The organism is Pseudoalteromonas sp. MMG033, from assembly GCF_057197785.1.
On the sequence record NZ_CM170070.1, the window covers coordinates 1,935,045 to 1,961,077 of the forward strand.

The window sequence follows — 26,033 nt, forward strand, 5'->3', positions numbered from 1 at the left end:
GATTAGTAGTAAGAGTGATCACCACGTGCGTGCTCAGTGATATCGCGCACACCTGTGATTTCGTCAAACTTGGCAATCATTTCTTTTTCAATGCCTTCTTTTAAGGTGACATCGATCATCGAGCAGCCATTACATCCGCCTCCAAACTGCAGGACAGCAATGCCTTCTTCTGTGATCTCAACTAAGCTCACTTGACCGCCATGGTTTGCTAATTGCGGATTAACGTCAGTGACAAGCATATGTTCAACACGCTCTGCCAGTGATGCATCATCTTTAAGCTTTTTCGCTTTCGCGTTAGGCGCTTTTAGGGTGAGTTGGCTGCCCATTTTGTCAGTGACAAAATCGATTTCTGCTTCTTCTAAGAAAGGGGCACTCTCTGCATCAACAATGGCGTCAAAACCATTGAAGTTGAAGCGCATATCGCTTTCTTCTACAGCATCTGCAGGACAGTAAGATACACCACACTCAGCTTGTGCTGTGCCTGGATTTACAACAAATACACGGATACTCGTGCCATCGGCTTGATCGCTAAGTAGCTTAGCAAAATGGGTTTGGGCTGATTCAGAAATTGTGATCATAATCTGGCTATACTTGACTAATTTACTCGGTTACTTCCTATGATACTCCCCTCATCCGGTTGTAGCTAGTGTTGGGCGTAAAAATTTGCTGTGAATTAATGCAACTTGGTAGCGTATACGCCTGCGTTATAAAGATGGAATTGATATGAGAGTATTTGTGTTATTACTGACTTTTTTAGTATTTCAAAGTCAGGCTAAGCCGATCAGTTATTATTTCTCACCTGAGATAGAGTTTGATCAGCGCATCAGTAAACCGAGCGAAGTTTTGGGCTATGAAGTAGGAGAGTGGCATGTACGTCATGATCAGCTCGTTAATTACATGCACCGAGTAGCTGAGCAAAGCCCGAGATTGAGCATAACAACGATAGGTTACAGCCATGAAAAAAGACCTTTATTGCTTTTAAGCGCAACCAGTACTGAGCAACAAAAGTCTTTAGAGTCGATTAGGCAGGCGCGCCTTGCCTACCTAAAAGGCGATATCAGCTCACATGATGGCCCTAATGTGATCTGGATGGGGTATAGCGTACATGGCAATGAGTCATCGGGAAGCAATGCGGCGTTGTTAGTCGCTTATTACTTGGCTGCGGCGCAAGGTGAGGAAATTGAAACGCTATTAGAGAATAATATTATTCTGATTGATCCGGCGATGAATCCCGACGGGTTAGCCCGTTTTGCACAATGGGCGAATAGCCACCGTGGACAAGTATTATCAGCAGATCCTGCACATCGGGAGCATGTTGAAGCATGGCCTTCTGCGAGGACAAATCACTATTGGTTTGATTTAAATCGAGATTGGTTGTTGTTACAACACCCAGAGTCGCGCGCTCGCGTTGAGCAATTTCACCGCTGGAAACCAACGGTATTAACCGATTTTCATGAAATGGGTACCAATAGTAGCTATTTCTTCCAACCAGGGATCCCATCACGTACGCACCCAATTACACCTAAGCAAAATCAGCTGCTTACACATAAGTTAGCGACCTATCATGCAAAGATATTGGATAACGACAAACAGCTATATTTTACTCAAGAAAGCTTTGATGATTTTTATATTGGAAAAGGATCTACTTATCCAGATGTAAATGGCACAGTGGGCATTTTATTTGAACAAGCCAGTAGTCGGGGTCATGTACAAGAATCAATGAATGGTGATCTGTACTTTCATCGTACGATCAAAAATCAATTGCTGACCACGCTATCAACATTTCAAGGCGTTAATGCCCATAGAACTGAATTGATGCACTACCAGAGAACCTTCTTTGACAGTATTCCTGAGCTTGCGAGTAAGGAAAAATATAAAGGGTTTGTGGTTGCTAAGGGTCAAGATAGCTACCGTTTCGAGCAGTTTTCCGAACTTTTAAAACGTCACCAAGTAGACGCATATCCGCTCATTAAAGCGCTGAAGGTGGGGGAGTTAAATTATCAAATAGGGGATTTATATATTCCACTTAAACAGCCACAGCTACGATTTATACAAGCCGCATTCTCGACGCAAACCAATTTTGAAGACAATACATTTTACGATGTCTCAGGCTGGACGTTACCCTATGCTTTTGATTTAGACTTTACGCCCGTGACAAGCAGTTGGGGGTTAAAATATACCGACACGCCTTGGTCTTTGTCACCTAATCTTACAAATTCTCCGCGCTCTGAAGGCGCATATGCATATGGTATTGAATGGCACCATTATTTAGCACCGAAGCTAGTGAATCTATTACTGAAAGAAGGCGTTGTAGTCAGAGGCGCGCTTAAGCCTTTTTCTGCACAAACATCTCAAGGAGAGCATGCTTTTTCTGCTGGCAGTGTGGTGATCCCCGCGGGCTTGCAAACTGTACAAAACTGGCGCAATACACTGTATACGTTAGCAGATAGTTTAGGTATTCAGCTGTTTTCTATACGTACTGGACTAACTGCGCAAGGGATTGATTTAGGCTCAAGGTTCATGACCCCACTCAAGCAACCTAAGGTTTTATTAGTGGGTGGGCAAGGAACGAGTCAATATGAAGTTGGAGAAGTGTGGTATCACTTAGACAGGCATCTGAGTATTGCCCCAACCATTGTTGATCAAGGTCGAGTCGGGCAACTTGATCTTTCTCGTTATACCCATCTGATTTTGACTGATGGCCGTTATGATATCCTTGATAAGCAAGCTAAAAGTGCCATACACGCATGGGTTAAGAAAGGCGGCGTGATATGGGGTCACAAACGCGGTGCAAAATGGCTGGTTGCACAGCAATTACTTCATACGGAAACCGTATCGACAAAAGAAATGAAATCACTATTTAAATCGGATGGGTTGCCGTATTCGGAGCGTGAAGCATTGGCTGCAAAGCAGCGCATTGCCGGTGCGATTTATGATACGCAGATTGATTTGTCACACCCATTGGCGTTTGGCTTTGAAGACAATCGCTTACCTGTATTTAAAAATAGTACCTGGGTGATGAAGCAGCACAATAAGCCATTTACGAATGTGGCAAAATACACACCCACCCCCTTATTGTCTGGATACACAGATGAAAGAAATCGCGCGCAAATAGCGGGGAGCAGCGCATTGATTGCGCAGCGTTATGGGCAAGGAGCTGTCATTGCCATGGCAGATAACCCAGTGTTTCGCGGCTATTGGTATGGCTCTAGCCGTTTGCTAAGTAACGCACTGTTTTTTGGTGGTAGTTTTTAAAGCTCAGTCAGGCAGGTGGCACAAGCCCAGACGGATTGTGCCCCTGCTGATTTACACAGTGCCGCTACAGCGTTCATCGTTGCGCCACTGGTAATGACATCATCAATGAGTAAAATTCGTTTGTGTTTAATATTCCCGGTAAGATAGAAAGCATTTTTTGCATTATGTTGTCTGGCACTTTTTGATAGGAGTACGTGTGAATGACGCGCTTTTTTTGCAATGATGTTGAGTATTGGTAGTTGCTGGTGGCAAAGTTGATGCGCCCAAGTTTGATAAACTTGGTTATACCCTCTATTTAATAATCGTGTTGAAGCCAATGGCACGATGACGCAGGCGTCTGCATTGATGTGCTCCTTCAGATTCAGGTGTGTCCATTGTCTATTTATGATGTGTCTTATTGTCATCATGGCATGACGATTATGGTGATATTTTATCTGTTTTAACCAAGTCGCGAGATGTCCTTGATACCAACCACAAGCACTGAGCCCGTCACAATCAGGCAGATTAAACATTCTGTTGATATCGGGGCGAAGTAGCAAGTTTTGATCGCCCTCCTTAAACAGGGGCAGTGTGCTGTAGCACGTAGGGCAAATACCTGTATGCTCGATATAGACTTGGCAAGTTGGACATGTGGTAGGCAATAAGCTTTTTCTGAGTGAGTGAATAAGTGACATTGCTTTCATTCCTTGAAACGCTATCATAGCGCTAATTTTGGCTTGAGGCGTGAATATATGCAAAGAGAAATTGTGCTGTTACATGGTTGGGGAATGAATAAAGAAATCTGGCAGCTTATAGAGGCACAGCTCAGTGATGCCCTTAATATGCCTGTGACAGCACTAAACTTAGCAGGATTTGGTGGCGAACCCATGGAAATGGCGCATTATAATCTTGAAGCGCTTGCAGAGTCTGTCGCAGCGAAGGTTCAACCGAACAGCATTATTGTGGGCTGGTCGTTAGGTGGTTTGGTAGCCACTAAGCTGGCAGCAAGCTACCCAGAAAAAGTAGCCCATTTAATTTTGGTGGCATCTAACATTCAATTTTGTGAAAACGATGTATGGCCAGGCATTAAAACTCAAGTGTTAGAGCAGTTTAAAACACAATTGGCGAAAGACAGCCGTAAAACTATTGAGCGCTTTCTAGCGATTCAAGCCATGGGCAGTGAGCATGCTAAAGCCGATATTAAGCAGATCAAAACCTTACTGCTGCAAGCGCCTGAACCTCAAGATATTGCCTTGAGTGCGGGGCTAGATATTTTACAAAATACAAATTTAGCTGCTGAATTCACTCAGCTCAAATGTCCTGTAAATGGCATATTTGGTCGTTTGGACGCGTTAGTGCCAAAAGAAGTTGCAGAGGCTTTAGCACAATTGAACTCTAATTTTAGCTACGAGATCTTGCCTAAAGCATCTCACGCGCCATTTATTTCTCATCGTGATGAATTTATTACTTACCTAAAATCAGTCCTTTAAAATAGAACAGGCTAATAGGCGGCAAAAAATTGCCGCCCACTCTTTATTTTGAACATAATATGAGCAATAATTAGGTAAGTGAAAAAGTAACTTGGAGTCTATTATGCCTATTGGTGACGTGCTAAACGCAGGCGTTGAAGGTTTTAATCGTGCTCAACAGAATATAGAACGTGCTTCTGCTGATATCAATCGTGCAACACTTGACGAGCAAAGTGACGAGCAGTTGGCGCAACAAAGGCAGTTAGAAGCCGCGCGCCCTGAAGAAGCGGTGACAGCACCAGTTTCTCAACCACCTAGGATTGATGAATCACTGGTTGCGTTAAAGGTAGAAGAGTTTAACGCAAAAGCGAACACACAAACAATACAAACTGCTGACGAAGTGTTGGGAACTTTGGTTGATATTAAAGTGTAAACATGAACATCGTCACGCCACAACCGGCGGTAACTCTTAACACTGCAAACGTCTATACAGAAACAGCTAGACGAGATAACCAGCTGCGCGAAGTGATCCCCAAGCCTGCAGCTGTCCCCCCTCCAGCAACCGAAAATAAATCGCTGCAAGACAACGATAAATCCCGTTTAAACGATGGTGAGTCTCAAAAGACTTATGATGCAAGCGGGCAGCTCAAAGACAGCAAGACAATACAAGAGCGCGGTGAAGAAAAAGGAGAAGAGCAGCAAAGTAAATCAGGAACTGATGATGAACCATCAGAACGTGAGCAGGCGCAGCAAGAGCAGGATGAGCAGCAGCTAAAAGAGCTCAAAGACCGAGATAGAGAAGTGAGGCTTCATGAGCAGGCGCACGCTCGGGTAGGGGGTCAGTATGCAGGCTCTCCAAGCTACGATTATCAGCGTGGTCCAGACGGTAATAATTATGCGATAGGTGGACAGGTGATGATTGATGTGGCACCTGTTGAAGGGGATCCGCAACAAACCATAGAGAAAATGCAAACGGTAAGAGCAGCGGCACTTGCACCTGCTGAGCCATCGGGCGCTGACCGAGCTATCGCTGCGGATGCCACCTCGAAAATAGCAACTGCGCAAGCAGAGTTGGCAAAACAGTCTATTAGTGGGTCGGAAAATGATCGTCCATCAAGTGGGGTTCAGACATTTCAAAACCGCCGGCTAACTGAAGAAGGTATTGCGCAATCTGAACAGCCTGTACTGGAGCGTGCTCGGTTAAAACAAGAAGCTGATCCATTTGCAGTGGCACTGCCCATTGAGCGAGACCCAGAAATAGAATCCAGAGCGCTGAGAATCGAAGGGTTTTATGGCCAGATTGCTAAACCTGAAAAAGACGCGCAGTTATCAGTATCAGTATGAAAACAATAGATATCAAAAAAGGAAGGGAAACCTTCCTTTTTTAGTTTGCGGCTAAATTATTTTTTCAACTTAGCAAAAGCCTCCGCAAAAGCATTACCCATAGCTGCATTTCCTTGGTCGCGACGATTACCTTTTTGGTTATCTCTGCGCTCAGGTTTACGGCCGTGATTCTGTCCTGATTTTTGCTGAGGTTTATTTTTATGCGTATCAGTATTGGAAGGAATTGCATCATTTAAGCGCATTGTAAAACTAATGCGTTTTCTGTCTGCATCGACCTCAATGACCTTAACTTTAACGATGTCGCCCGCTTTGACAATCTCCCTTGGATCAGAGATAAATTTATCTGTGATGGCTGAAATATGTACAAGTCCATCTTGATGAACGCCTACATCAACAAATGCGCCAAAGTTGGCAACATTTGATACCACACCTTCTAAAACCATACCGACTTTTAAATCAGATATTTTTTCAACACCCGCTTTAAATTGCGCTGTTTTAAACTCAGGACGAGGATCTCGCCCTGGTTTATCGAGCTCGGAAATGATATCTGTTACGGTAGGTAAACCGAATTTTTCGTCTACATAATCACTAGGAGTGAGCTTTTTCAGTACATCGCTATTGCCGATTAAGTTTTGTAGATCAAGTGCATTTGATTTTGAGATCTGCTTTACAACTGGGTAAGCTTCAGGGTGAACCGCAGAAGCATCAAGTGGATCGTCGCCATCATTGATGCGTAAAAATCCAGCAGCTTGCTCAAATGCTTTAGGGCCTAAGCGCTCGACTTTTTTGAGCTGCTTTCGGTTGGCGAATGAGCCATTGCTATCACGATATTTGACAATATTATTTGCCAGCGTTTTATTTAATCCTGAAACGCGTGTAAGCAAAGGAACAGAAGCAGTATTTACGTCAACACCCACTGAGTTTACGCAGTCTTCAACGACTGCTGTTAAAGCTTGGCCTAATTGGCTTTGCGATACATCATGCTGGTATTGGCCTACACCAATCGATTTCGGCTCAATCTTAACTAACTCTGCAAGTGGGTCTTGTAAACGTCTTGCAATGGATACCGCGCCACGTAATGATACATCTAAATCTGGAAATTCATTGGCGGCAAATTCTGATGCTGAATAGACAGATGCGCCAGCTTCACTGACCATGATTTTAGTTAAATTGAGATCGGATGCTGCTTTTTGTACTTCAGAAGCCAGTTTGTCTGTTTCACGAGATGCAGTTCCATTACCGATAGCAATCAGCTGTACTTTGTGTTGTCTTGATAATTGCTCAATAGTGCGTATTGACTTATCCCAATGATTTTGCGGTGCATGAGGGTAAATCGTTGTGGTCGCAAGTAGTTTGCCTGTGGCATCGACGATGGCAATTTTACAGCCTGTTCTTAGACCTGGGTCAATGCCCATGGTTACTTTTGGCCCCGCGGGCGCCGCCATGAGTAAATCTTTTAAGTTTTTGGCAAAAACATCGATGGCACCGTTTTCTGCTTTCTCTCTTAACGTGCCTAAGAATTCGTTTTCTAGATGTAAAGAAACCTTAACTTTCCAAGCCCATTGGACAACGACCATAAGCCACTCGCTGGCAGGCGCACCTTGCACAGCTAGGCCATAATGATCGGCAATCATTTGTGCACAAAACTGTTGGTGATCTTCCGCTTGGGGTTCTGGATTAATGGCGAGTTGCAGAATACCTTCGTTTCTTGCTCTGAGCATAGCAAGTGCACGATGCGAGGGCACTTTAGAAAGTAACTCATTGTGCTCAAAATAGTCTCTATATTTGCTACCGTTATCTTCTTGGCCCTTGATAACACGACTTTGTAGCTGAGCACTCTCACTGATGTGTGCTCTAAACTTTGCGAGCAGCTTGGCATCCTCAGCAAACCGTTCCATCAAAATGAATTTGGCGCCATCGAGTACGCTTTTTACATCAGCAAAGCCTGCATCTGTATTAATAAAGTCTTCAGCAACCAATTCAGGGGACAGGTTAGGATCTTTAAATAGCTTATCTGCTAAAGGTTCAATACCGGCTTCGATCGCTATCTGACCTTTAGTACGTCGTTTGGGCTTGTAAGGCAAGTAGAGATCTTCAAGCTCAGTCTTGCTACTCGCTTGAGCAATATCATTTGCCAGCTGAGAGGACAGCTTACCTTGCTCTTCAATTGTTTTGATTATAAATGCACGTCTTTCTTCTAATTCTCTCAAATATGAAAGGCGTTGTTCCAATAAACGTAATTGTGAGTCATCTAGGCCACCGGTGACTTCTTTACGGTAACGTGCGATAAAGGGAACTGTTGCGCCCTCATCTAACAATGTGGTGGCTGCCAGCACTTGCTGTTCTGAGGCATTTAGCTCATGGGCTAAACGAGCTGAGATGTTGCTCATGCAAAATCCTTATAAAGTTCAATTAGCTACGCTAACAAATCAATTAAGCGTGGGAGTGAATCATACCATATTAGTGAGCATTTTATCAGGCTTGATATTCAATTCTATTGATATACCACTGAGCGTCACCTTGTGGTGTCTTTACCATAAAATCATCATCAACAGATTTACCGAGCAATGCTCTAGCCATTGGAGAATCAATAGAAATATAGTCATTACGTTCATAAATTTCATCTGGACCGACGATTCTGAAGTACTTTGTTTCGCCATCGTCATTTTCTATTTCGACCCAAGCGCCAAAGTAGACTTTGCCAGCTTGCTGCGGGTTATACTCAATGACTTTTAAATCAGGTAGACGTTTTCGTAAATATCTGACTCGGCGGTCTATTTGTCGCAATAAACGCTTGTTAAAAGTGTAATCTGCGTTTTCAGAGCGATCGCCAAGGCTTGCAGCCCAATTGACAATTTTTGTAATTTCTGGACGTTTTTCAAACCAAAGATGATCGTGCTCTTGCTGTAACTTGCGATATCCTTCGGGTGTAATTAAATTCGTTTTCATAATGTACTATATTAAAAAACCTGCTCAAGGCGTGCTTGCTAAGTATACTGTAACGTTCAGTAACAATCTTATCAGTAAGTTATGGTGTCTAAGGCGCTTATTTTCAATTATATTTAACCAATAGTTTAATGATAACAAGAAGAATCCAATGGGAAATGAAACAACAAAAGTATTGGTCGTAGATGATGACATGAGATTACGCAGCTTGTTAGAGCGCTATCTCGTTGAGCAAGGCTTTATTGTGCGCAGTGCCGCGAATGCGGAACAAATGGATAGGTTATTAGAGCGAGAAAACTTCCATTTAATGGTATTAGATCTGATGTTGCCGGGAGAAGATGGTTTATCAATTTGCCGTCGTTTAAGGCAGAAAGAAAATGAGATCCCAATCGTGATGTTAACGGCCAAAGGCGATGAAGTTGATCGCATTATTGGGCTGGAGCTTGGGGCTGATGATTATTTACCTAAACCATTTAATCCCAGAGAGTTACTTGCCCGTATCAAAGCTGTCTTGAGAAGAAAAACCAAAGAAGTGCCAGGTGCCCCTGCTGCAGAAGAAAATGAAGTGGAATTTGGCATATTTAAGCTTAATTTAGCGACACGCGAAATGCAAAAAGGCGATCAAACTATCGCGCTGACCAGTGGTGAGTTCGCCGTTCTTAAAGCCTTGGTTAGTCATCCACGAGAGCCTTTGAGCCGTGATAAGCTCATGAATTTAGCACGAGGGCGCGATTACAGTGCTTTGGAGCGAAGCATTGATGTACAGGTTTCTCGCTTGAGAAGAATGATAGAAGAAGATGCATCTAACCCAAGATATATACAAACCGTATGGGGATTAGGTTATGTGTTTGTGCCTGATGGCGAAAAATAATGGGGATCTTTCCTCGTAGTGCGTTTGGTCAGACGGTATTCTTTGTTGCCGCTTTGCTGCTCATAAACCAAATCGTTTCGTATATTACAGTCACTTTATATGTGTTTAAACCGACATTTGAGCAAGTAAATTTAATGCTCGCGAAACAAGTGAAAACAGTATTCATCGACTGGGAAGAGGGAGTTGAAGTGGACTCCGCGTTATCAAGTAAGTTCTTTGAGATAACGGGAATTGATGTGATGACGCAAAAGGAGGCTTACATCAATGGTTTGGGTCAAGCCCGCGAATATAGTTTGCTCTCTCGGAGTATGTCAGAGCAGCTCAATGGTTCCGCGCGAGTCAGGATCAGCCAAGGAGATCCTGTAGTCTATTGGGTTGAAGCGCCGCAAGCTCCAGGGTATTGGGTAAGAGTCCCTTTAACTGGGTTTTCAGAAACTAAGTTGGAGTTTTTGGTTTTTTACTTGTCGAGCATTGGTTTTTTGAGTGTATTGGGCGGGTGGTTATTTGCAAGACATTTGAATCGGCCATTAAAAGCATTACAGACCGCAGCAAGCCGAGTCGGTGTCGGGGACTTTTCGACGCGCTTGGTCGAGCAGGGCTCAACGGAAGTCATTGAAGTGACGAAGGCATTTAATCAAATGTCCAAAGGCATAGCGGAACTTGAAAGTGACCGCCGACTGTTGATGGCAGGTGTTTCTCATGATTTAAGAACGCCTTTGACACGAATACGTTTGGCGACCGAGATGATGTCTGATGAAGAAGCCTATCTAAAAGAAGGGATCATTGACGACATTGAGGATATGAACGCAATTATCGATCAGTTCATTGAATACCTTCGTCACCACAGTAGCGGTGAAATGCATCAAGAGAATGTAAATACGCTCGTAGAGGAAGTGGTGCATGCAGAGCAGCAGCATAAACGAACAATCAATGTGAGCCTTACTGAAAAAGCGCCTTGGGTACAGGCTAATCATGTTGCTTTGAAACGCGTTTTGACCAATATGATTGAAAATGCCATCAAGTACTCCGAGGGGGAAATAGATGTATCAACGCATCTAGAACCTAAAAATAACGCGGTGGTGGTCCAAGTGAAAGACAGGGGACCTGGGATCCCTGAATCTGAGTTAGAGTCCGTATTTGAGCCATTTAAGCAGGGCGACCAAGCGAGAGGCTCCGATGGAAGTGGGCTAGGCTTGGCAATTATTAAGCGCATTGTGGCAACACACGGTGGCAAAGTATCTTTAAGAAACAGGGCACAAGGTGGATTATGCGCAGAGGTACAGCTACCAATCTATAAATAACCGTTCAAATAGCAGCTTGGCGATTCAAGCTGCTATTATTTTATTACTGACTAAGTTGTGCAAGTTGATGTGCAAACTGCTGGGTGAGTTGGGCAGATCTGCCAGCTATTGTGTTGAGGTGCAACACGTGTCTTACGAGCACCCGCGACTTCATGGGTTAGCGCTGAGTCAACTTGATTATTATGTAAGCTTTTAAGTGCTTTTTTCTTTAGATTTAGTTTCATAGTTTAATCCTTTTCTAATTACGTATTAATTCTCGAGATCACCATCACCTCAGCTCTTAACTTAACGAGAACTGTAGGTAGTGTAAATCGTTCTTAGTTGAGCAATATTCAACCTGTTCACATTGTCAAACTGTAGATACTCAAAATTAGGAGGAGCTTTCTTTATGAGCGCAATCCACTTTTGAACGATATGTTATTTACGGTCAGGGTCTTTAAATTTGTATAACTCAATTGGCTTAATAGTAAAGCTTGGTCAAACTAAGCTTTACCTGTATTTAACTAGACGCACATATCAATAGAAGGACATAAGCCTATAGATTGGCAAATAGCCGGGTGAGTGTCGCATACGTAGTAACTGTTGCAATCAATTCTAGAGTTGAAGGTTGCACCACGGCCAGCACCGATTTGCTTAGTTTGCTGTGCGTCTAGGTTTTTGGCGTTGAGATCTTTGATGTGTTTCTTTTTAAGTTGTAATTTCATCTGTATTTCCTTTATCAATATCATATTATGTCAATTTATTTGACTAAATTACTTTAAATAGGAACTCTGTCTGTGTAAATATCGTTCAATTGAAGATTGTTCAAGATGAGTAATTCTTGATTTTCAGACATAAAAAAACGCCCAACGAGGGGCGCTTTTGATAAAGGAAAGGGTATTGCTTAACCGCGAGGACCTGCTGACTTGATTGCGTCAGATACGTCGTATTTCTCGAAGTTTGCTTTAAAGTCTGCCGCTAGTTTAGCTGCATACTCTGCATACTTGTCTTTATCTTCCCAAGTGTTGACAGGGTTAAGTAGCTTTTCATCTACGCCATCAACTGCAACTGGGATATCTAAGTTTAATGCTTCAATATGTTGAGTTTCAACGCCTTCTAGCGTGTCATTCACGATAGCATCGATAACGGCACGTGTTGTTGGAATGTCGAAGCGCTTACCTACACCGTAAGGACCACCAGTCCAGCCTGTGTTTACTAGGTATACTTTTGCACCAAACTCACGTACACGTTTCATTAGTAATTCAGCATAAACACCCGCTGGACGTGGGAAGAATGGTGCACCAAAACATGTTGAGAATGTAGATTCGATATCAGATGTTGAACCAATTTCAGTTGAACCAACTTTTGCAGTGTAACCACTTAAGAAGTGATACGCAGCAGCTTCTTCAGATAAAATAGATACTGGAGGTAATACACCACTTACGTCACATGTTAGGAATACAACTGCACGAGGTTCACCTGCACGGTTTTCTACTTTACGTTTTTCAACATGCTCAAGCGGGTAAGCTGCGCGTGTATTTTGCGTTAAGCTAGTATCTGCAAAATCTGGTACACGGTTTTCATCAAGTACAACATTTTCTAGAATGGTACCGAATTTAATCGCATTCCAAATAACTGGTTCATTTTTTTGAGATAGGTCGATACATTTAGCGTAACAACCGCCTTCAATATTAAATACACTACCAGGGGCCCAACCATGCTCATCATCACCGATAAGGAAACGCTTAGGATCCGCAGAAAGCGTCGTTTTACCAGTACCAGACAGACCAAAGAATAAAGTCGTGTCGCCTTCTTCACCAACGTTTGCACTACAGTGCATAGGTAGAACACCTTTTGCTGGTAGCAAGAAGTTCTGTACAGAGAACATCGACTTTTTCATTTCACCGGCGTAATGCATACCTGCGATTAGCACTTTGCGTTCTGCAAAGTTGATAATAACGGTACCATCGCTGTTTGTGCCATCACGCTCAGGGTCACATACAAAAGATGGAACGTTCATTACCTGCCATTGGGGTAAATCAGCTGCATTGTATTTGCTAGGTTCGATAAACATGTTTTTAGCAAAGATATGGTGCCAAGCCGTTTCAGTAGTTACGACTACTGGTAAATAGTGCTCAGGATCTGAACCGACTTCTAAGTGAGAGACAAAGTGGTCATTGCTGTGCACGTGTGCTTCTACACGAGCCCAAAGAGCATCAAATTTTTCCGCATCGAATGGACGGTTGACGTTACCCCATTGGATGTCATTTTCTGTACTTGGCTCTTTAACAATAAAACGGTCGTTAGGAGAGCGACCTGTGCGGCGGCCTGTTTTTGCTACAAAAGCTCCATTCGCTGCTAAAGTCCCTTCACCACGCGAGATAGCGTGTTCGACAAGTTCAGCTGCAGTTAAATCGACAAAACGAGTAGCGCTTGAAGTCATGTTTATACCTAAATGTGAGAATTGAACGGGATAGCTCTGGTTATTAAGTACCTAAAGCTTGAATTTATACTAACAGATGCATTTGAGATATTCGAGCCCTAAAGGGTGCAGAAATTGCAATTTTTTGACAAAAAAAGTGAATAATTTCAATGATACCGGTGTCATGAAAGTTGCTGTTTCTATGACACCGGTATCATTTTTTTACAAACAAAAAGCCGCCAAAATGGCGGCTTGAGTTTAGATGAACTAGATGTACCTTATTTAATTAAAAATAGACTTTATATCTTGCTCATTAAAACGGTAATCAGTGAGACAGTAATGGCAGCTTAGTTTTACTTCACCGTGCTGCTCTATATCCTCTAACAATGCTTGTTGACCAACATTGACTAGCGCACTGATGGTTTTTTCGCGGCTACACCCACACACAAAGTTCACTGCTTGTGGTTCAAACAGCTGAGGGTTGTCTTCGTGATATAAACGAGTCAGCACTGTCTGAGCGTCTAATTCTAGTAGCTCTTCTTCTTTTATCGTGTCACTGAGTGCTTCTAAGTGTTCAAAGTCACTTTGCGACTTCTCTTTGTTGACCGGCAGCACTTGTAAGAATAGACCCGCAGCTTGGACAGCCTCTTTATCAATTTTAGTGGCGAACCACAATCTGGTTCTCAGCTGCTCTGACTGCTCGAAGTAGTCTTCCAAACATTTTGCTAATGAGTCAGATGTCAACGGCACGACGCCTTGGTATCTCTCTCCTTTATCAGGAGAAATGGTGATAATCATATGACCTTTACCAATTAAGTCACTGATGCTTGAACCTGAGATCCGGCCTTCGACTCTTGCGATACCACGCATGTTTTGCTGGTGATTACCATTTATTACGGCATATTTTACAGGGCCGTCGCCTTGAAGCTGTACGGCAATATCACCTTCAAACTTAAGTGTTGCCGTGAGTAGACTGGATGCGACGAGTAGTTCACCTAATAAAGCTTGTACTTCTATTGGGTAGTTGTGACCTGCAACAATGTCTTTTAGCGTATGCTCGACCTGTACTAATTCGCCTCGTACATCGAGGTCGTCGAAAAGATAGCGATGAAGTAAATCTTGTTTCATCTATAAAGACCCTAATTTGATTTTAACTTAAGCAGCTCGCGGCGCTGCTTTTTATCTGGCTTGTGCTCTGGGCGTGGTGCAAAGAAACTATTGTTTTTTCTAGCAATGGCATTTTGCGCCCGCTTTTCAATGCTTTCTGCTGACTCTTCATAGAGCGTTTGAGCAATTGGAGCGGCTTGACGTTTGTCCATTAACTTTAAAACAGTGATGTGTTTTTCATCATGACCCTGGGCTACTTCGATGGACGCGCCAATATCGACATGACGGCTCGGTTTGCACCTTTGGCCGTTATATCTGACTTTACCACCTTGAATCATTTCCCGGGCAATTGTGCGCGTTTTATAAAAGCGCGCAGCCCAAAGCCATTTGTCCAATCTGACTTTTGCATCATCTTGGTTGTTTTCTGGATTGAGTTTTGTCACAATTCTTTAACTACATTAGCGTCTTGCTCTACGGGGAAATTTATCATATTTTAACCGTCAAAAAAAGCATAGCGCTTGATAGGTCAAGGAATGGCATATTATGAAGATTTGAACAAATGGTTAATACTGTGTTCAGCTTGTTCATGCCATATCTTGTACCGATTTAATTTTAAGTTTCACATTTGCACGCTTGTTGAATCGGGATCGAAACGGTACACTGAGGCGTTCAATAGAATAAGAAAAAGTCTCATTAAAGAATTTTTATATGGAATTACAGATACAACAGTTACAGAAAATATTACAAGGGTTGCCCCACGCTAAGCTTAGTCGCGCAGTGGTGTTCTTAGCTGTTGTATATATTGCCTTCCTACTGTCTCAGCTCTTTTGGCTACTTTTTCCAAAACCTGAAGCAGCATCGATTAATCTCGCACCCAACCAGACTCAAAATAGCACTCAGGCAGTGAGTAGTGCATCTATTTTAGCCCAACACATTTTTGGTAAAGCAAATGAAAAGCCTAAAGACGCAGATAAGCCTAAGCCGGTTATTTCTAATGCGCCTGAAACGCGCTTAAATGTGAAGTTAACAGGCATCGTTGCGGTCAGTAAAAACGACAGCGCAGGCCTTGCGATTATTGACTCGCAAGGCAGGCAAGAAACGTATTTAGTGCAAGATGTGATTAAAGGTACACGTGCAAAGCTTGCACAAGTACTGCCAGACCGCGTGATTTTGGATGTTAGTGGCCGATTTGAGACCTTAATGCTTGATGGACTCGACTTCACACAGCAAGTTGCCATGCCTACCGCGCCAAAGAAAAACGCAGCGCCCAAAGAAAGTCGCATAAGTGAACAAACGCGCTCAGAACTTGCACAGCGTCGTCAAGAGCTTTTGAATGAACCCGGCAAGTTATTCGACTATATTAGAATTTCACCAGAGCGTCGCAATGGTCAACTTGTTGGCTATCGTTTGCGTCCTGGAAAAGATCCTGAACTTTTCAAAAAGATGGGTCTCAAAAATAACGACCTGGCCATTGCGATAAATGGCTACCAACTCACGGATATGAAACAGGCTATGACGGCTATGAACGAGCTCAGAGAGAGCACCGATGCCAACATAACCATCGAACGCGATGGCCGCACTTTAGACGTGCAATTCAGCCTGTAAAAGACACTAATTTTGGAGTTTAAGAATAATGGGTAGAAAGCTACACCTCACAAGAATCAGAAAAGGGTTAGCTAAGTATGCAGCTCTGTTGTTTGCGGCTGGATTGTCATTGTCAGTGTCTGCGGTTGAGTATGCGGCCAACTTTAAGGGAACTGATATCAATGAGTTTATTCTCATTGTGGGTAAGACACTCAACAAAACAATCATCATAGATCCGAATGTACGCGGCAACATTAATGTACGTAGCTTCGAGTTAATGGACGAAGAGCTATATTATCAGTTCTTTTTAAGTGTCTTAGAAGTATACGGCTATTCAGTCGTTGAAATGCCTAATGGCATTATGAAAGTAGTGCGTAGTTCTGATGCCAAAAAGGCAAATGTACCACTTGTAAACGATAATAGTGAAGGCGACGGTGATGTGATGATCACCCGTGTCGTTGAAGTAAAAAATGTATCGGTACAGGAATTAGGCCCTCTGATTCGTCAATTTAGTGACCAAAAAGATGGCGGTCATGTTACTAACTTTAACTCAGCTAACGTGATGATGTTGACTGGCCACGCTGCTTCGGTAAACCGTTTGGTTAATATCATTCAATCAGTTGACCAAGCAGGTGATCAGCGTGTTGATATTGTAAGGTTAAAACATGCTACTGCCGATGATGTTGTTCAAGTCGTTGAGAAAATTTATAAAGACACAGGTAAAGGTCGTGTTCCTGAGTTTTTAATCCCTAAAATTGTTGCTGATGGCAGAACGAATAGTGTGGTTGTCAGTGGTGAAAGTCAGGCAAGAAACAAAGCAATTGAGCTAATTAAACGCCTTGATGATGAATTAGAAAACCAAGGTAATACTCAGGTATTCTATCTCAATTACGCAAAAGCAGAAGAACTAGTAAAAGTACTTCAGGGCGTGAGCAAAACGCTACAAGAAGAAGCACAAGGCGCTGGAAAAACAACGCGTTCACGTAGTTCAAATCGCAACGAAACGAGTATTGAAGCGCATGATGATTCAAACTCGTTAGTCATTACTGCACAACCAGACACGATGCGCTCGTTAGCAAACGTTATTGAGAAGCTAGACGTACGTAGAGCTCAAGTACTAGTAGAAGCGATTGTCGTCGAAGTTCTTGAAGGGGATGGCATCAATTTCGGTCTGCAATGGATCACAGAGCAAGGCGGTATGTTGCAGTTCAATAATGGTACGACGGTACCTGTTGGTTCATTAGCGGTTGCTGCGGAGCAGGCGCGTGATAAAACAATCAAACGTACTGTTCAAGCAGACCAAACTGCAGAGCTTCGAGATTTCGAAGAAACAGTTGAAGGTGATTTAAATGCACTTGGTAAGTTACTTGGTGGTGTAAATGGTCTTGCTGCAGGTGTAGTTAAAAATGACTGGGGCGCAATTATTCAGGCGGTGTCCACCGACACTAACTCAAACATTCTAGCAACGCCATCTGTCACAACCATGGATAATGAAGAAGCTTCTATGATTGTGGGTCAAGAAGTACCGATTATTACAGGCTCTGCGGCCGGTGATAATAACTCTAACCCTTTCCAAACAGTTGACCGTCAAGAAGTGGGTATTAAGCTCAAAGTTACCCCTCAGATCAATGACGGTACTGCCGTACAGTTGACAATTGAGCAAGAAGTGTCAAGTGTGAGTGGCGCGACTTCTGTTGACATTGCAGTTAATAAGCGTGCTATTAATACAACGGTAATTGCGGATGATGGCGGCATGGTTATTTTGGGCGGTCTGATTGACGAAGATGTACAGGAGAGTGTTTCTAAGGTACCACTACTTGGCGATATTCCAATTCTTGGTCACTTATTCAAGTCAACAAATACCACCAAACGTAAACGCAATCTTTTGGTATTTATTCGTCCGACGATTGTACGTGATAGCCGCAGTATGAATGAGCTTAGTCACGCCAAGTATAAGTTCATCCGTAATGAGCAAATCAAAGAGCAGGAAGACGGCATTGAACTAATGCCATTTGAAGACTCACCGGTGTTACCTGAATGGAATGATGCCATGATTTTGCCGCCAACGTATGAGCAGTACTTAGATCAGCAAAATGAGAAGAAAGATGACTGAAGCAAGTATGAGTGTTGTTGAAGCGCCAATCGATACAGAAGCGGCCTCGGCTGCGACTGATGAGGTGCTAGAAGAACAGCAAGCTCAGTTGCGTTTGCCGTTTTCTTTTGCGCGCCGAGAGGGTGTATTGCTAAGTGACGACCCGAAAGGCCTTAAGGTCTTTCATAAAGGGGATGTGTCGTTAGACGCGTTGCTTGAAGTACGTCGTATCGCCGGTGGTGGTTTCAATATAGAAATCATCGATGAAGATAAATTTGAATTATTGTTAGAAGCCGCTTATCAGCGAGATAGCTCTGAAACTCAACAGATGATGGAAGACATCGGAAATGAGGTCGATTTGTTCTCACTTGCTGAGGAGATGCCTCAGACCGAGGACCTATTAGCTGCAGATGATGATGCACCAATCATTAAGTTGATTAATGCGATGCTCAGTGAAGCAATCAAAGAAGGTGCATCGGATATTCATATTGAAACATTCGAAGCTGATTTAGTTATTCGATTCCGTGTTGATGGTGTCCTCAAAGAAGTACTTAAACCAAATAGAAAGTTATCTTCGCTACTGGTTTCTCGTATTAAAGTTATGGCCAAACTGGATATTGCTGAAAAGCGAGTTCCACAAGATGGTCGTATTAGCTTGAGAATTGCCGGCCGTGCGGTTGATGTGCGTGTATCTACTATGCCATCAAGCTTTGGTGAGCGTGTTGTACTGCGTCTACTGGATAAGAACAATGCGAGACTAAACCTAGAAGACTTGGGGATGACAGAGCGTAACCGTGAGCTGTTCTCTGAAATCATCGCTAAACCGCATGGCATTATCTTAGTTACTGGCCCAACCGGTTCTGGTAAAAGTACCACCCTATATGCGGGTATGACACAGATTAATTCGAAAGACCGTAACATTCTTACGGTTGAAGATCCGATTGAATATGAAATCCCAGGCATTGGTCAAACTCAAGTAAACCCGAAAGTGGACATGACATTTGCACGTGGACTACGTGCAATTCTACGTCAAGACCCGGATGTTGTTATGGTCGGTGAGATCCGAGACTTAGAGACTGGGCAAATTGCAGTTCAAGCTTCATTGACGGGTCACTTAGTAATGTCAACACTGCACACGAATACAGCGTCGGGTGCTATTACGCGTATGGAAGATATGGGTGTCGAGCCATTCTTATTGTCATCGTCACTACTAGGCGTGTTATCTCAGCGTCTCGTCCGTACTTTATGTCCTAGCTGTAAAGAGCCGCATCTTGCAGATGACAGAGAATGTGAATTATTGGGTGTTGAAAAAGGCTCACAAACCACGATTTATCGTGCTGTTGGCTGTGAAGAATGTAATTTTAACGGCTACAAAGGCCGTACCGGTATTCATGAGTTACTTGTTGTTGATGAGCATATTCGTGAGCTTATTCATAATGGTAAGGGTGAACAGGCGGTTGAGAAGTACATCCGCCAATTTAGTCCTAGTATTCGCCAAGATGGGTGTTCACGTGTTCTAGCGGGGAAAACAACGCTGGAAGAAGTGATGCGAGTAACACGTGAGGAAGGATAATGGCGGCGTTTGAATATCGTGCCTTGGATGCAAAAGGCAAGGAAAAGAAAGGCATTTTAGAGGCCGATACTGCCAAACAAGTTAGGCAGATGCTGCGCGAAAAGGCAATGATGCCACTTGAAGTTGAGCCAGCAGCTGAAAAGGAAAAGTCTCAATCTACTGGCGGGTTCAGTTTATCGAGAGGGTATAAGCCTTCTGTCAGTGATATTGCACTGATAACACGCCAGCTTGCAACTTTGATACAGTCGTCATTACCTGTGGAAGCGGCAGTCATGGCCGTTGCTGAGCAGTGTGAAAAACCAAGATTGAAGCGCATGCTAATGGCTGTGCGTTCAAAAGTAGTAGAAGGTTACACGCTGGCAGATGGCATGTCAGACTTCCCACATGTTTTTGATAATTTATACCGCTCTATGGTTGCTGCTGGTGAAAAGTCAGGTCACCTTGACGAAGTATTGAACCGCTTAGCGGATTATACTGAGCAACGCCAGCATATGCGTAGCCAAATCACACAAGCCATGGTTTACCCAATAATTTTGGTCGTTTTTGCCATCGCGATTGTGACTGTATTGTTAGGCACAGTTGTGCCTGAAATCTTAAAAACATTTGAAAAGTCGAATCAAGTTTTACCTTGGACAACCGAATGGGTATTGGCAGCAAGTAACTTTGTACAAGATTACTGGATGCAATCAACGGTTGCTTTGGGTGGGGCAATTGTCGGTGTTCAGCAAACGTTAAAGCGTCCTAAAGCACGCTTTTGGTACGACACCAAATTATTGCAGTTACCGGGCATTGGTAAAATAACTCGTGGTATTAACACTGCCCGATTTGCAAGAACGCTGAGTATTTTATCCTCAAGTGCGGTGCCGTTATTAGAAGGGATGAAAATTTCTGGTCAGGTACTAGAAAACGAGAAGATTAAAGCCGCTGTAGCAGAAGCTGCAACCCATGTTAGTGAAGGGGCGAGCCTCAAAGCAGCTTTACATCAAACAAAACTATTTCCGCCAATGATGCTACATATGATTGCCAGTGGTGAAAAGTCTGGAGAGTTGGAGCAAATGTTAGAGCGTGCAGCCAACAACCAAGACAGGGAGTTTGAAAGTATGGTAAGTGTCTCACTTAAATTACTTGAGCCGGCGATGATTGCCAGTATGGCATTAATTGTACTCTTCATCGTTATGGCGATACTCCAACCTATTATGGCAATGAACAAAGCAATTGGTTTGTAGTCAACATATTTAAAGATAAACACACTGGACTACACGCACGTGTAGCCAATGCAACAGCATAGAGGTATAAATTGTGAAGAAACAGTCTGGTTTTTCATTACTAGAGGTAATGGTAGTACTGGTAATTATCGGTATGATCTTGTCAATTGTCGCACCCAATATTATGGGTAACCAAGAGCAAGCAGCTATTGATAAAGCGAGCTTAGACATCACGCAAATTGAAAGCGCGATGAAAATATACAAGCTTCAAAACAAACGCTATCCAACAACTGAGCAAGGCTTGGAAGCGTTAGTTGAAAAAACAACGATTGACCCAGTGCCAAAGCGCTTCCCTGATGGCGGCTTCATTAACGAGCTACCTCTAGATCCATGGGATAACCCTTATCAGTTAGTTAGCCCTGGTGAAATTGGTAAGATTGATATTTTCTCTATGGGTCCAGATGGTGAAGTCGGTACCGAGGATGATATCGGTAACTGGAGAGATGAAGAAGATCGCTAATGTCGTACCCTGTGAATTACTCAACTCAATTACCCAAAAAATCTCAAGGCTTTAGCCTTTTAGAGATCTTAGTGGTTATCCTGATCATTGGCTTTTCAATCAAAATCGTCACATTTACCGTTGGTGAAAGTGCTGAAGACTTGTTGGAAAAAGAAGCATTGAAATTACATGGCATTGTGAATATGGCATCAGAGTTTGCAGTGTTGAATCAGGTTGAGTTGGGTTTTCACTTGGATAAAAGTACCTTAGAGTTCTTGGTCTTCGACGGTGAGCAGTGGACTACTTTCGAAGCCGAAGAGCTTTACAAGCCAATAGAGTACGGCGAAGAGTATAAAATAGAGTTGATTTTAGAAGACTTGTCTTGGTCTCAAGATAATTTACTTGAGCAGTCGAATTGGCAGGAAATAATGGGCTCGGGTGATAATGATAATCTGCTTGAGCTTAAGAAGAAAAAGATCCCTCAAGTGCTTGTTTTATCATCAGGAGAAGTCAGTGCTTTTCAACTTTCTTTAGAATTGAGCAAAGAGCCAGAGCCTGTTTATTACGTCGAAGGTGAGTTTATGGCACCTGTAAAGTTACGCAGGGAGCCTTCATATGACTAAACAAAAAGGCTTTACCCTACTTGAGGTGATGGTCGCAATGGGGATCTGTGCGGTTGCGGGGATCGCAGCTTTGCAAGCGACAGGCGCCCATATCAATAATATGAGCATCATTGAGCAACAAACTTACGCATCTTGGGTTGCTGAAAACCAGATGGTGATGGCGCGTACCAAAGCCAGTGGCGGTAAATGGAACGGCAAAAACTCTGATAGTGGTGATGCAGAGCTTGCTGGTCACAAGTGGTATTGGAGTCAAAAGGTAGAAAAGACCGCAGATGCTGAATTTGTGAAATTGACGATTGAAGTATTTGAAGATGAAAACAGAGAAAACTCGGTTTATGATTTGACGACTTTTATGTATAAGGGCAAAAAGTAATGGCTTATACAAAGCGCAAACAAGCCGGTTTTACTCTTATTGAGGTTATGGTTGCCCTGGTCATTTTAGCCTTTATTGTCACTGCGTCACATCAGATTTTAGACACATCTATTATGGCCAAAGAGGCTTCAGATGAGACCATAGCAGAGCTTGAAGGGCTGCAAACAACTTTCCGATTGATGGATCAAGATTTTAATCAAATGACTAAGCGAGAAGTGCGTAATGAAGCGGGAGATTTTAGCCCAACTTACATTATTCATGGGCGCTACTCTTTAGAAAGTCAATACGATGGTATTGCATTTATTCGTGATGGTTGGACAAACCCTGTCAGCTTATTACCTCGCTCTGAGCTCCAAGGTGTTGGCTATCGCGTTAAAGAGGATAAGTTAGAGCGCATTTATCGCGTTTATATTGATGAGCTCGATGGTACTGAACCTCGTGTGCAAGTACTGCTAGAAGATGTAGAAGAGCTCAAGTTTGAGTTTTTAGACGATAAGCAAAAGTGGCAAGATAATTGGCAAATAAAAGCACTGCCACTTGCAGTTGCCGTGACCATTCAACGACAAGACTCTGAGCCCCTAAGACGTATTTTTTTAACCCCAGGTGATGGTAAAGTGCAGCAAGCCAAAGCAGCGCAAAGCAATGGTAATGGTGTCAACAATGGGCTAGATGATGGGCTCAATCGCAACGGCAACAATGCAGGTGGTAATAACAATTCCGGCGGGAATACCAACCAAAGGGGAGGTAAGCCATGAAGAAACAACAAGGTGCAGCGTTGATAATCGTGCTCTTTATTGTTGCATTGGCAGCGAGCCTTGCGGCGGAAATGTCATCATCCTTGATGGTTCAAGTGCAAAAAGTCGCGAACACTCAAACACATCAACAAGCCAAGTGGTATAGCTACGGCACTGAAGAGTTAGTTAAAAAAGTATTGCTTGATAGTCGTAAAGACGACCCTGATAAGGTCCATTTAGGTCAGCCATGGGCGATTGATGAGGTGCCTTACCCAGTAGATGACGGCACTTTAAGTGGCAAAGTTACTGATCTACAAGCATGTTTAAATTTGAATGCCTTACGGGCACCTAAAGATCAGAGTGGGAGCACAAACGCGACCAACCCAGCACATAGAGCGCTTTTGGAGTTATTGAAAAATATTGAGGATTTACCTGCGCAAGAAAGCGAAGAAGCGATGGCTGACAGTGTTTATGACTGGCTCGATGAAGATAGCATTACATTTCGCTCAGGTGCAGAAGAAGACGAGTATATGTCTAGACAGATGCCTTATATGACAGCAAATAACTTAATGGCATCTGAAAGTGAGCTAAGGGTAATTAAAGGGTTTAATCCGCTCGTTATGGAAAAGTTATTGCCCTACGTATGCGTGATACCAGGTAGCACTGATTTGGCCATTAATGTAAACACCGTTTTGCCTGAACAAGCACTTTTATTAAGTGCATTGCTCGAGGGGTTAAGCTTATCTGGGGCAGAAGCCGTTATTGCAGCGCGCCCAGAAGAAGGGTTTGATAACTTACAAGATTTCTTTACGGAAGCAAAAAATCAAGGTGCTCAGGATACTAAAAAAGCTGAGAAAATTTTCACAATAACAAGCAATTATTTTAAGTTGCGTGCTAAGGCATCGTTTGATGAGCGGTTGTTTAAAATGACCTCAATACTCGAAATAAAAGAGGGTCGAGCAACTGTTTTGGCACGTAAGTTTGGAGGCGTTCAGTGACAGAAAAATTATTGGTCCGTGTAGGCCAGTCACAGCAGGAACCTGTCAGTTGGTTAGTGTGGTCTGATTCGGATTCACAGATCATTGCCAGCGGTGAGTTAGAGCACAGTGGGTTACTTGGAGAGTTAACAGAAAAAGCATCAGGGCGCAGTGTTGCGTTGCTGTTGCCAGCATCAAGTGTACAGCTTAAGCAAGTTGCACTGCCAACAAAGTGGAATCGTAAATTAGAACGTGCGCTGCCGTTTATGTTGGAAGAGCACGTTGCCAGTGACATCGATGACATCTTTATCGCGATTGGTGAGCCCGTAACCATTGAAGAAAAGCATTTTATCAACATTGCGATATGCGATCTGGCTTGGTTACAAGAGTGGATTGCTGTGTTTAGCGACTTTGATATTGAGCCAAATATTATTGTTCCCGACGCATTGCTGTTGCCTGATGCACAAGAGAATACGCTCAGTGCTATCCAGCTGCAGCAGCAGTGGTTATTTAAAGGCAATAGCTGGCATATCGGTGCGGTAGAGTTAGATTGGGTGAGCGATTATTTAATGCTGTCACCTGAGTCAGAAATTGTCCATTACAGCCCTGCAGATACACTCTCAACGAGCAAAGTGTTAAGCGCCAAAGAAGCTGAATACGATTTGCCTTTGGCTATCTTTGCGCAGAGCTTGAACACGGCCCCTATTAATTTACGTCAAGGGCCATTTGCAGCGAAGAAAAAGCAGCCGCAATGGTGGCGTGATTGGAAGGCGGGTGTTATTGCTGCTGGTGTGGCATTATTAGCGTTCGTGTCGGTCAAATCTGCTCAGTTATTCATGCTGCAACAAGAAGCCGATGCGTATAAAGCGCAGGCGATGAGTGTGTATAAACAAGCGTTTCCAAACAAAGTAGTTCGTCCTCACTTATTACGTAAGCAAATTCAAAATGAATTAGATGCGCTCAGTGGTGGCGAACAAGGTGGGTTTTTAGAGCTGACAGATCATTTTGTATCTATCTACTCACAAGTGAATGATTTCAGTCCTGAGACATTCAGATATGACCGTAAACGCAATGAACTGAGAATTAGGGCGAAGGCCAAAGGGTTCCAAGTATTTAGTCAAGTTAAGTCTATCCTTGAACAGCGTGGTATTGAAGTTCAGCAAGGGGCACTTAATAATGATGGCGATTACGTTATTGGTGAGATCAGAATTAGAGGTGCAGCATGAAGCAGCAAGTGATTAACTATTGGCAATCGCTAAAAGAGCAAGAGCAAAAGCTATTGATCGTTGCTGGCTTTGTATTCGTGATTTTTGTACTGATTATGGGCGTAATTAAACCGCTTAATGCGGGGGTAGAGAAAGCCCGTGCGGATCTACAAAAGCAGCAAAATTTGCACGCTTGGGTATCCAAAAGTGTGGCCGAGCTTAAGGCCAGCGGTGCAGGTCAAGCGACTGCTCGTAATCAAAATTTAACTCAGTTAGTAAACCGTACTCGTGGCAGACATGGGATCCAGATCAGTAAGATGCAGCCAAGAGACAATACATTACGCATTAATATTGACAATGTAGAGTTTAATAAACTGGTTAGTTGGTTAGATGTGTTGACCAATCAGCATGGTGTAAAAGTTGCCAATCTTGATTTAGGTGAAGAGCCACAACAAGGATATGTGCGCGTTAGTCGTTTGGTGTTAGAGAATTAAA

At 43.2% G+C, this 26,033-nt stretch carries 26 protein-coding genes; 17 read left to right on the top strand and 9 right to left on the bottom strand.

Features of this window, described 5'->3' with window-relative positions; genetic code table 11:
- Positions 1-2: 2 nt before the first annotated feature.
- The gene (nfuA, locus tag AC2CZC_RS08475; protein WP_063361239.1) at positions 3-578 is read right to left on the bottom strand and encodes a Fe-S biogenesis protein NfuA; all 576 of its coding nucleotides are present in this window, start codon (positions 576-578) and stop codon (positions 3-5) included.
- Positions 579-723: 145 nt separating this feature from the next.
- On the opposite strand from nfuA, the gene AC2CZC_RS08480 reads away from it, so the two are divergent.
- Complete coding sequence (locus tag AC2CZC_RS08480) at positions 724-3,255, top strand: M14 family metallopeptidase (protein WP_484584482.1); 2,532 nt, start codon at positions 724-726, stop codon at positions 3,253-3,255.
- Here AC2CZC_RS08480 and AC2CZC_RS08485 read toward each other — a convergent pair.
- On the bottom strand, positions 3,252-3,929 hold the full coding sequence (locus AC2CZC_RS08485; protein WP_484584483.1) for a ComF family protein: 678 nt from the start codon (positions 3,927-3,929) through the stop codon (positions 3,252-3,254). The genes AC2CZC_RS08480 and AC2CZC_RS08485 overlap by 4 nt on opposite strands.
- 57 nt (positions 3,930-3,986) lie before the next feature.
- On the opposite strand from AC2CZC_RS08485, the gene bioH reads away from it, so the two are divergent.
- From bioH to AC2CZC_RS08500, 3 genes are all read left to right on the top strand, one after another.
- Complete coding sequence (gene bioH / locus AC2CZC_RS08490) at positions 3,987-4,724, top strand: pimeloyl-ACP methyl ester esterase BioH (RefSeq protein WP_484584484.1); 738 nt, start codon at positions 3,987-3,989, stop codon at positions 4,722-4,724.
- A 103-nt stretch (positions 4,725-4,827) separates the two neighbouring features.
- A complete protein-coding gene (locus AC2CZC_RS08495) occupies positions 4,828-5,136 on the top strand; it encodes a hypothetical protein (protein WP_484584485.1) in 309 nt (102 codons plus the stop codon).
- Positions 5,137-5,138: 2 nt separating this feature from the next.
- Positions 5,139-6,047: a putative metalloprotease CJM1_0395 family protein gene (locus tag AC2CZC_RS08500; protein ID WP_484584486.1), complete on the top strand. Its 909-nt coding sequence runs from the start codon at positions 5,139-5,141 to the stop codon at positions 6,045-6,047.
- A 56-nt stretch (positions 6,048-6,103) separates the two neighbouring features.
- Here AC2CZC_RS08500 and AC2CZC_RS08505 read toward each other — a convergent pair whose 3' ends face one another.
- Together AC2CZC_RS08505 and greB are read right to left on the bottom strand one after the other, a co-directional pair.
- A complete protein-coding gene (locus tag AC2CZC_RS08505) occupies positions 6,104-8,437 on the bottom strand; it encodes a Tex family protein (protein WP_484584487.1) in 2,334 nt (777 codons plus the stop codon).
- 85 nt (positions 8,438-8,522) lie between these two features.
- Positions 8,523-8,996: a transcription elongation factor GreB gene (greB, locus tag AC2CZC_RS08510; protein ID WP_237135532.1), complete on the bottom strand. Its 474-nt coding sequence runs from the start codon at positions 8,994-8,996 to the stop codon at positions 8,523-8,525.
- 148 nt (positions 8,997-9,144) lie between these two features.
- On the opposite strand from greB, the gene ompR reads away from it, so the two are divergent.
- Both ompR and envZ read left to right on the top strand, forming a co-directional pair.
- Positions 9,145-9,864 (top strand): osmolarity response regulator transcription factor OmpR, encoded by a 720-nt coding sequence (ompR, locus tag AC2CZC_RS08515; protein WP_063361231.1) that lies wholly within the window; start codon positions 9,145-9,147, stop codon positions 9,862-9,864.
- A complete protein-coding gene (gene envZ, locus AC2CZC_RS08520; protein WP_484584488.1) occupies positions 9,864-11,165 on the top strand; it encodes a two-component system sensor histidine kinase EnvZ in 1,302 nt (433 codons plus the stop codon). The genes ompR and envZ overlap by 1 nt, the downstream gene beginning before the upstream one ends.
- Positions 11,166-11,215: 50 nt before the next feature.
- Here the strand turns inward: envZ and AC2CZC_RS08525 are convergent, their stop codons facing one another.
- From AC2CZC_RS08525 to hslR, 5 genes are all read right to left on the bottom strand, one after another.
- On the bottom strand, positions 11,216-11,389 hold the full coding sequence (locus AC2CZC_RS08525; RefSeq protein WP_484584489.1) for a hypothetical protein: 174 nt from the start codon (positions 11,387-11,389) through the stop codon (positions 11,216-11,218).
- 279 nt (positions 11,390-11,668) lie between these two features.
- The gene (locus tag AC2CZC_RS08530) at positions 11,669-11,869 is read right to left on the bottom strand and encodes a hypothetical protein (RefSeq protein ID WP_063361229.1); all 201 of its coding nucleotides are present in this window, start codon (positions 11,867-11,869) and stop codon (positions 11,669-11,671) included.
- 179 nt (positions 11,870-12,048) lie between these two features.
- Positions 12,049-13,587: a phosphoenolpyruvate carboxykinase gene (locus tag AC2CZC_RS08535; RefSeq protein ID WP_063361228.1), complete on the bottom strand. Its 1,539-nt coding sequence runs from the start codon at positions 13,585-13,587 to the stop codon at positions 12,049-12,051.
- Between the two features lie 261 nt (positions 13,588-13,848).
- Complete coding sequence (hslO, locus tag AC2CZC_RS08540) at positions 13,849-14,694, bottom strand: Hsp33 family molecular chaperone HslO (RefSeq protein ID WP_484584490.1); 846 nt, start codon at positions 14,692-14,694, stop codon at positions 13,849-13,851.
- A gap of 11 nt (positions 14,695-14,705) precedes the next feature.
- Positions 14,706-15,116: a ribosome-associated heat shock protein Hsp15 gene (hslR, locus tag AC2CZC_RS08545; protein WP_063361226.1), complete on the bottom strand. Its 411-nt coding sequence runs from the start codon at positions 15,114-15,116 to the stop codon at positions 14,706-14,708.
- Positions 15,117-15,381: 265 nt separating this feature from the next.
- Between hslR and gspC the strand changes: the two genes are divergently transcribed.
- From gspC to gspM, 11 genes are all read left to right on the top strand, one after another.
- Complete coding sequence (gspC, locus tag AC2CZC_RS08550) at positions 15,382-16,278, top strand: type II secretion system protein GspC (protein WP_063361225.1); 897 nt, start codon at positions 15,382-15,384, stop codon at positions 16,276-16,278.
- A 28-nt stretch (positions 16,279-16,306) separates the two neighbouring features.
- The gene (gene gspD / locus AC2CZC_RS08555; RefSeq protein WP_484584491.1) at positions 16,307-18,370 is read left to right on the top strand and encodes a type II secretion system secretin GspD; all 2,064 of its coding nucleotides are present in this window, start codon (positions 16,307-16,309) and stop codon (positions 18,368-18,370) included.
- Positions 18,363-19,922 (top strand): type II secretion system ATPase GspE, encoded by a 1,560-nt coding sequence (gene gspE, locus AC2CZC_RS08560; protein WP_063361223.1) that lies wholly within the window; start codon positions 18,363-18,365, stop codon positions 19,920-19,922. The genes gspD and gspE overlap by 8 nt, the downstream gene beginning before the upstream one ends.
- Positions 19,922-21,148, top strand: a complete 1,227-nt coding sequence (gspF, locus tag AC2CZC_RS08565) for a type II secretion system inner membrane protein GspF (RefSeq protein WP_484584492.1) — start codon at positions 19,922-19,924, stop codon at positions 21,146-21,148. Before gspE ends, gspF begins: the two co-directional genes overlap by 1 nt.
- A gap of 73 nt (positions 21,149-21,221) precedes the next feature.
- On the top strand, positions 21,222-21,647 hold the full coding sequence (gene gspG, locus AC2CZC_RS08570) for a type II secretion system major pseudopilin GspG (RefSeq protein WP_484584493.1): 426 nt from the start codon (positions 21,222-21,224) through the stop codon (positions 21,645-21,647).
- A complete protein-coding gene (locus AC2CZC_RS08575) occupies positions 21,647-22,249 on the top strand; it encodes a prepilin-type N-terminal cleavage/methylation domain-containing protein (protein WP_484584494.1) in 603 nt (200 codons plus the stop codon). Before gspG ends, AC2CZC_RS08575 begins: the two co-directional genes overlap by 1 nt.
- Entirely contained in the window at positions 22,242-22,622 is a 381-nt protein-coding gene (gene gspI / locus AC2CZC_RS08580) for a type II secretion system minor pseudopilin GspI (protein WP_484584495.1), read from the top strand. The genes AC2CZC_RS08575 and gspI overlap by 8 nt, the downstream gene beginning before the upstream one ends.
- Positions 22,622-23,377, top strand: a complete 756-nt coding sequence (gene gspJ, locus AC2CZC_RS08585) for a type II secretion system minor pseudopilin GspJ (RefSeq protein ID WP_484584496.1) — start codon at positions 22,622-22,624, stop codon at positions 23,375-23,377. Before gspI ends, gspJ begins: the two co-directional genes overlap by 1 nt.
- Positions 23,374-24,354: a type II secretion system minor pseudopilin GspK gene (gene gspK / locus AC2CZC_RS08590; protein WP_484584497.1), complete on the top strand. Its 981-nt coding sequence runs from the start codon at positions 23,374-23,376 to the stop codon at positions 24,352-24,354. The genes gspJ and gspK overlap by 4 nt, the downstream gene beginning before the upstream one ends.
- Positions 24,351-25,559 (top strand): type II secretion system protein GspL, encoded by a 1,209-nt coding sequence (gene gspL / locus AC2CZC_RS08595; protein ID WP_484584498.1) that lies wholly within the window; start codon positions 24,351-24,353, stop codon positions 25,557-25,559. The genes gspK and gspL overlap by 4 nt, the downstream gene beginning before the upstream one ends.
- Positions 25,556-26,032, top strand: coding sequence for a type II secretion system protein GspM (gspM, locus tag AC2CZC_RS08600; RefSeq protein ID WP_484584499.1), 477 nt, complete (start codon positions 25,556-25,558; stop codon positions 26,030-26,032). The genes gspL and gspM overlap by 4 nt, the downstream gene beginning before the upstream one ends.
- Position 26,033 lies beyond the last annotated feature (1 nt).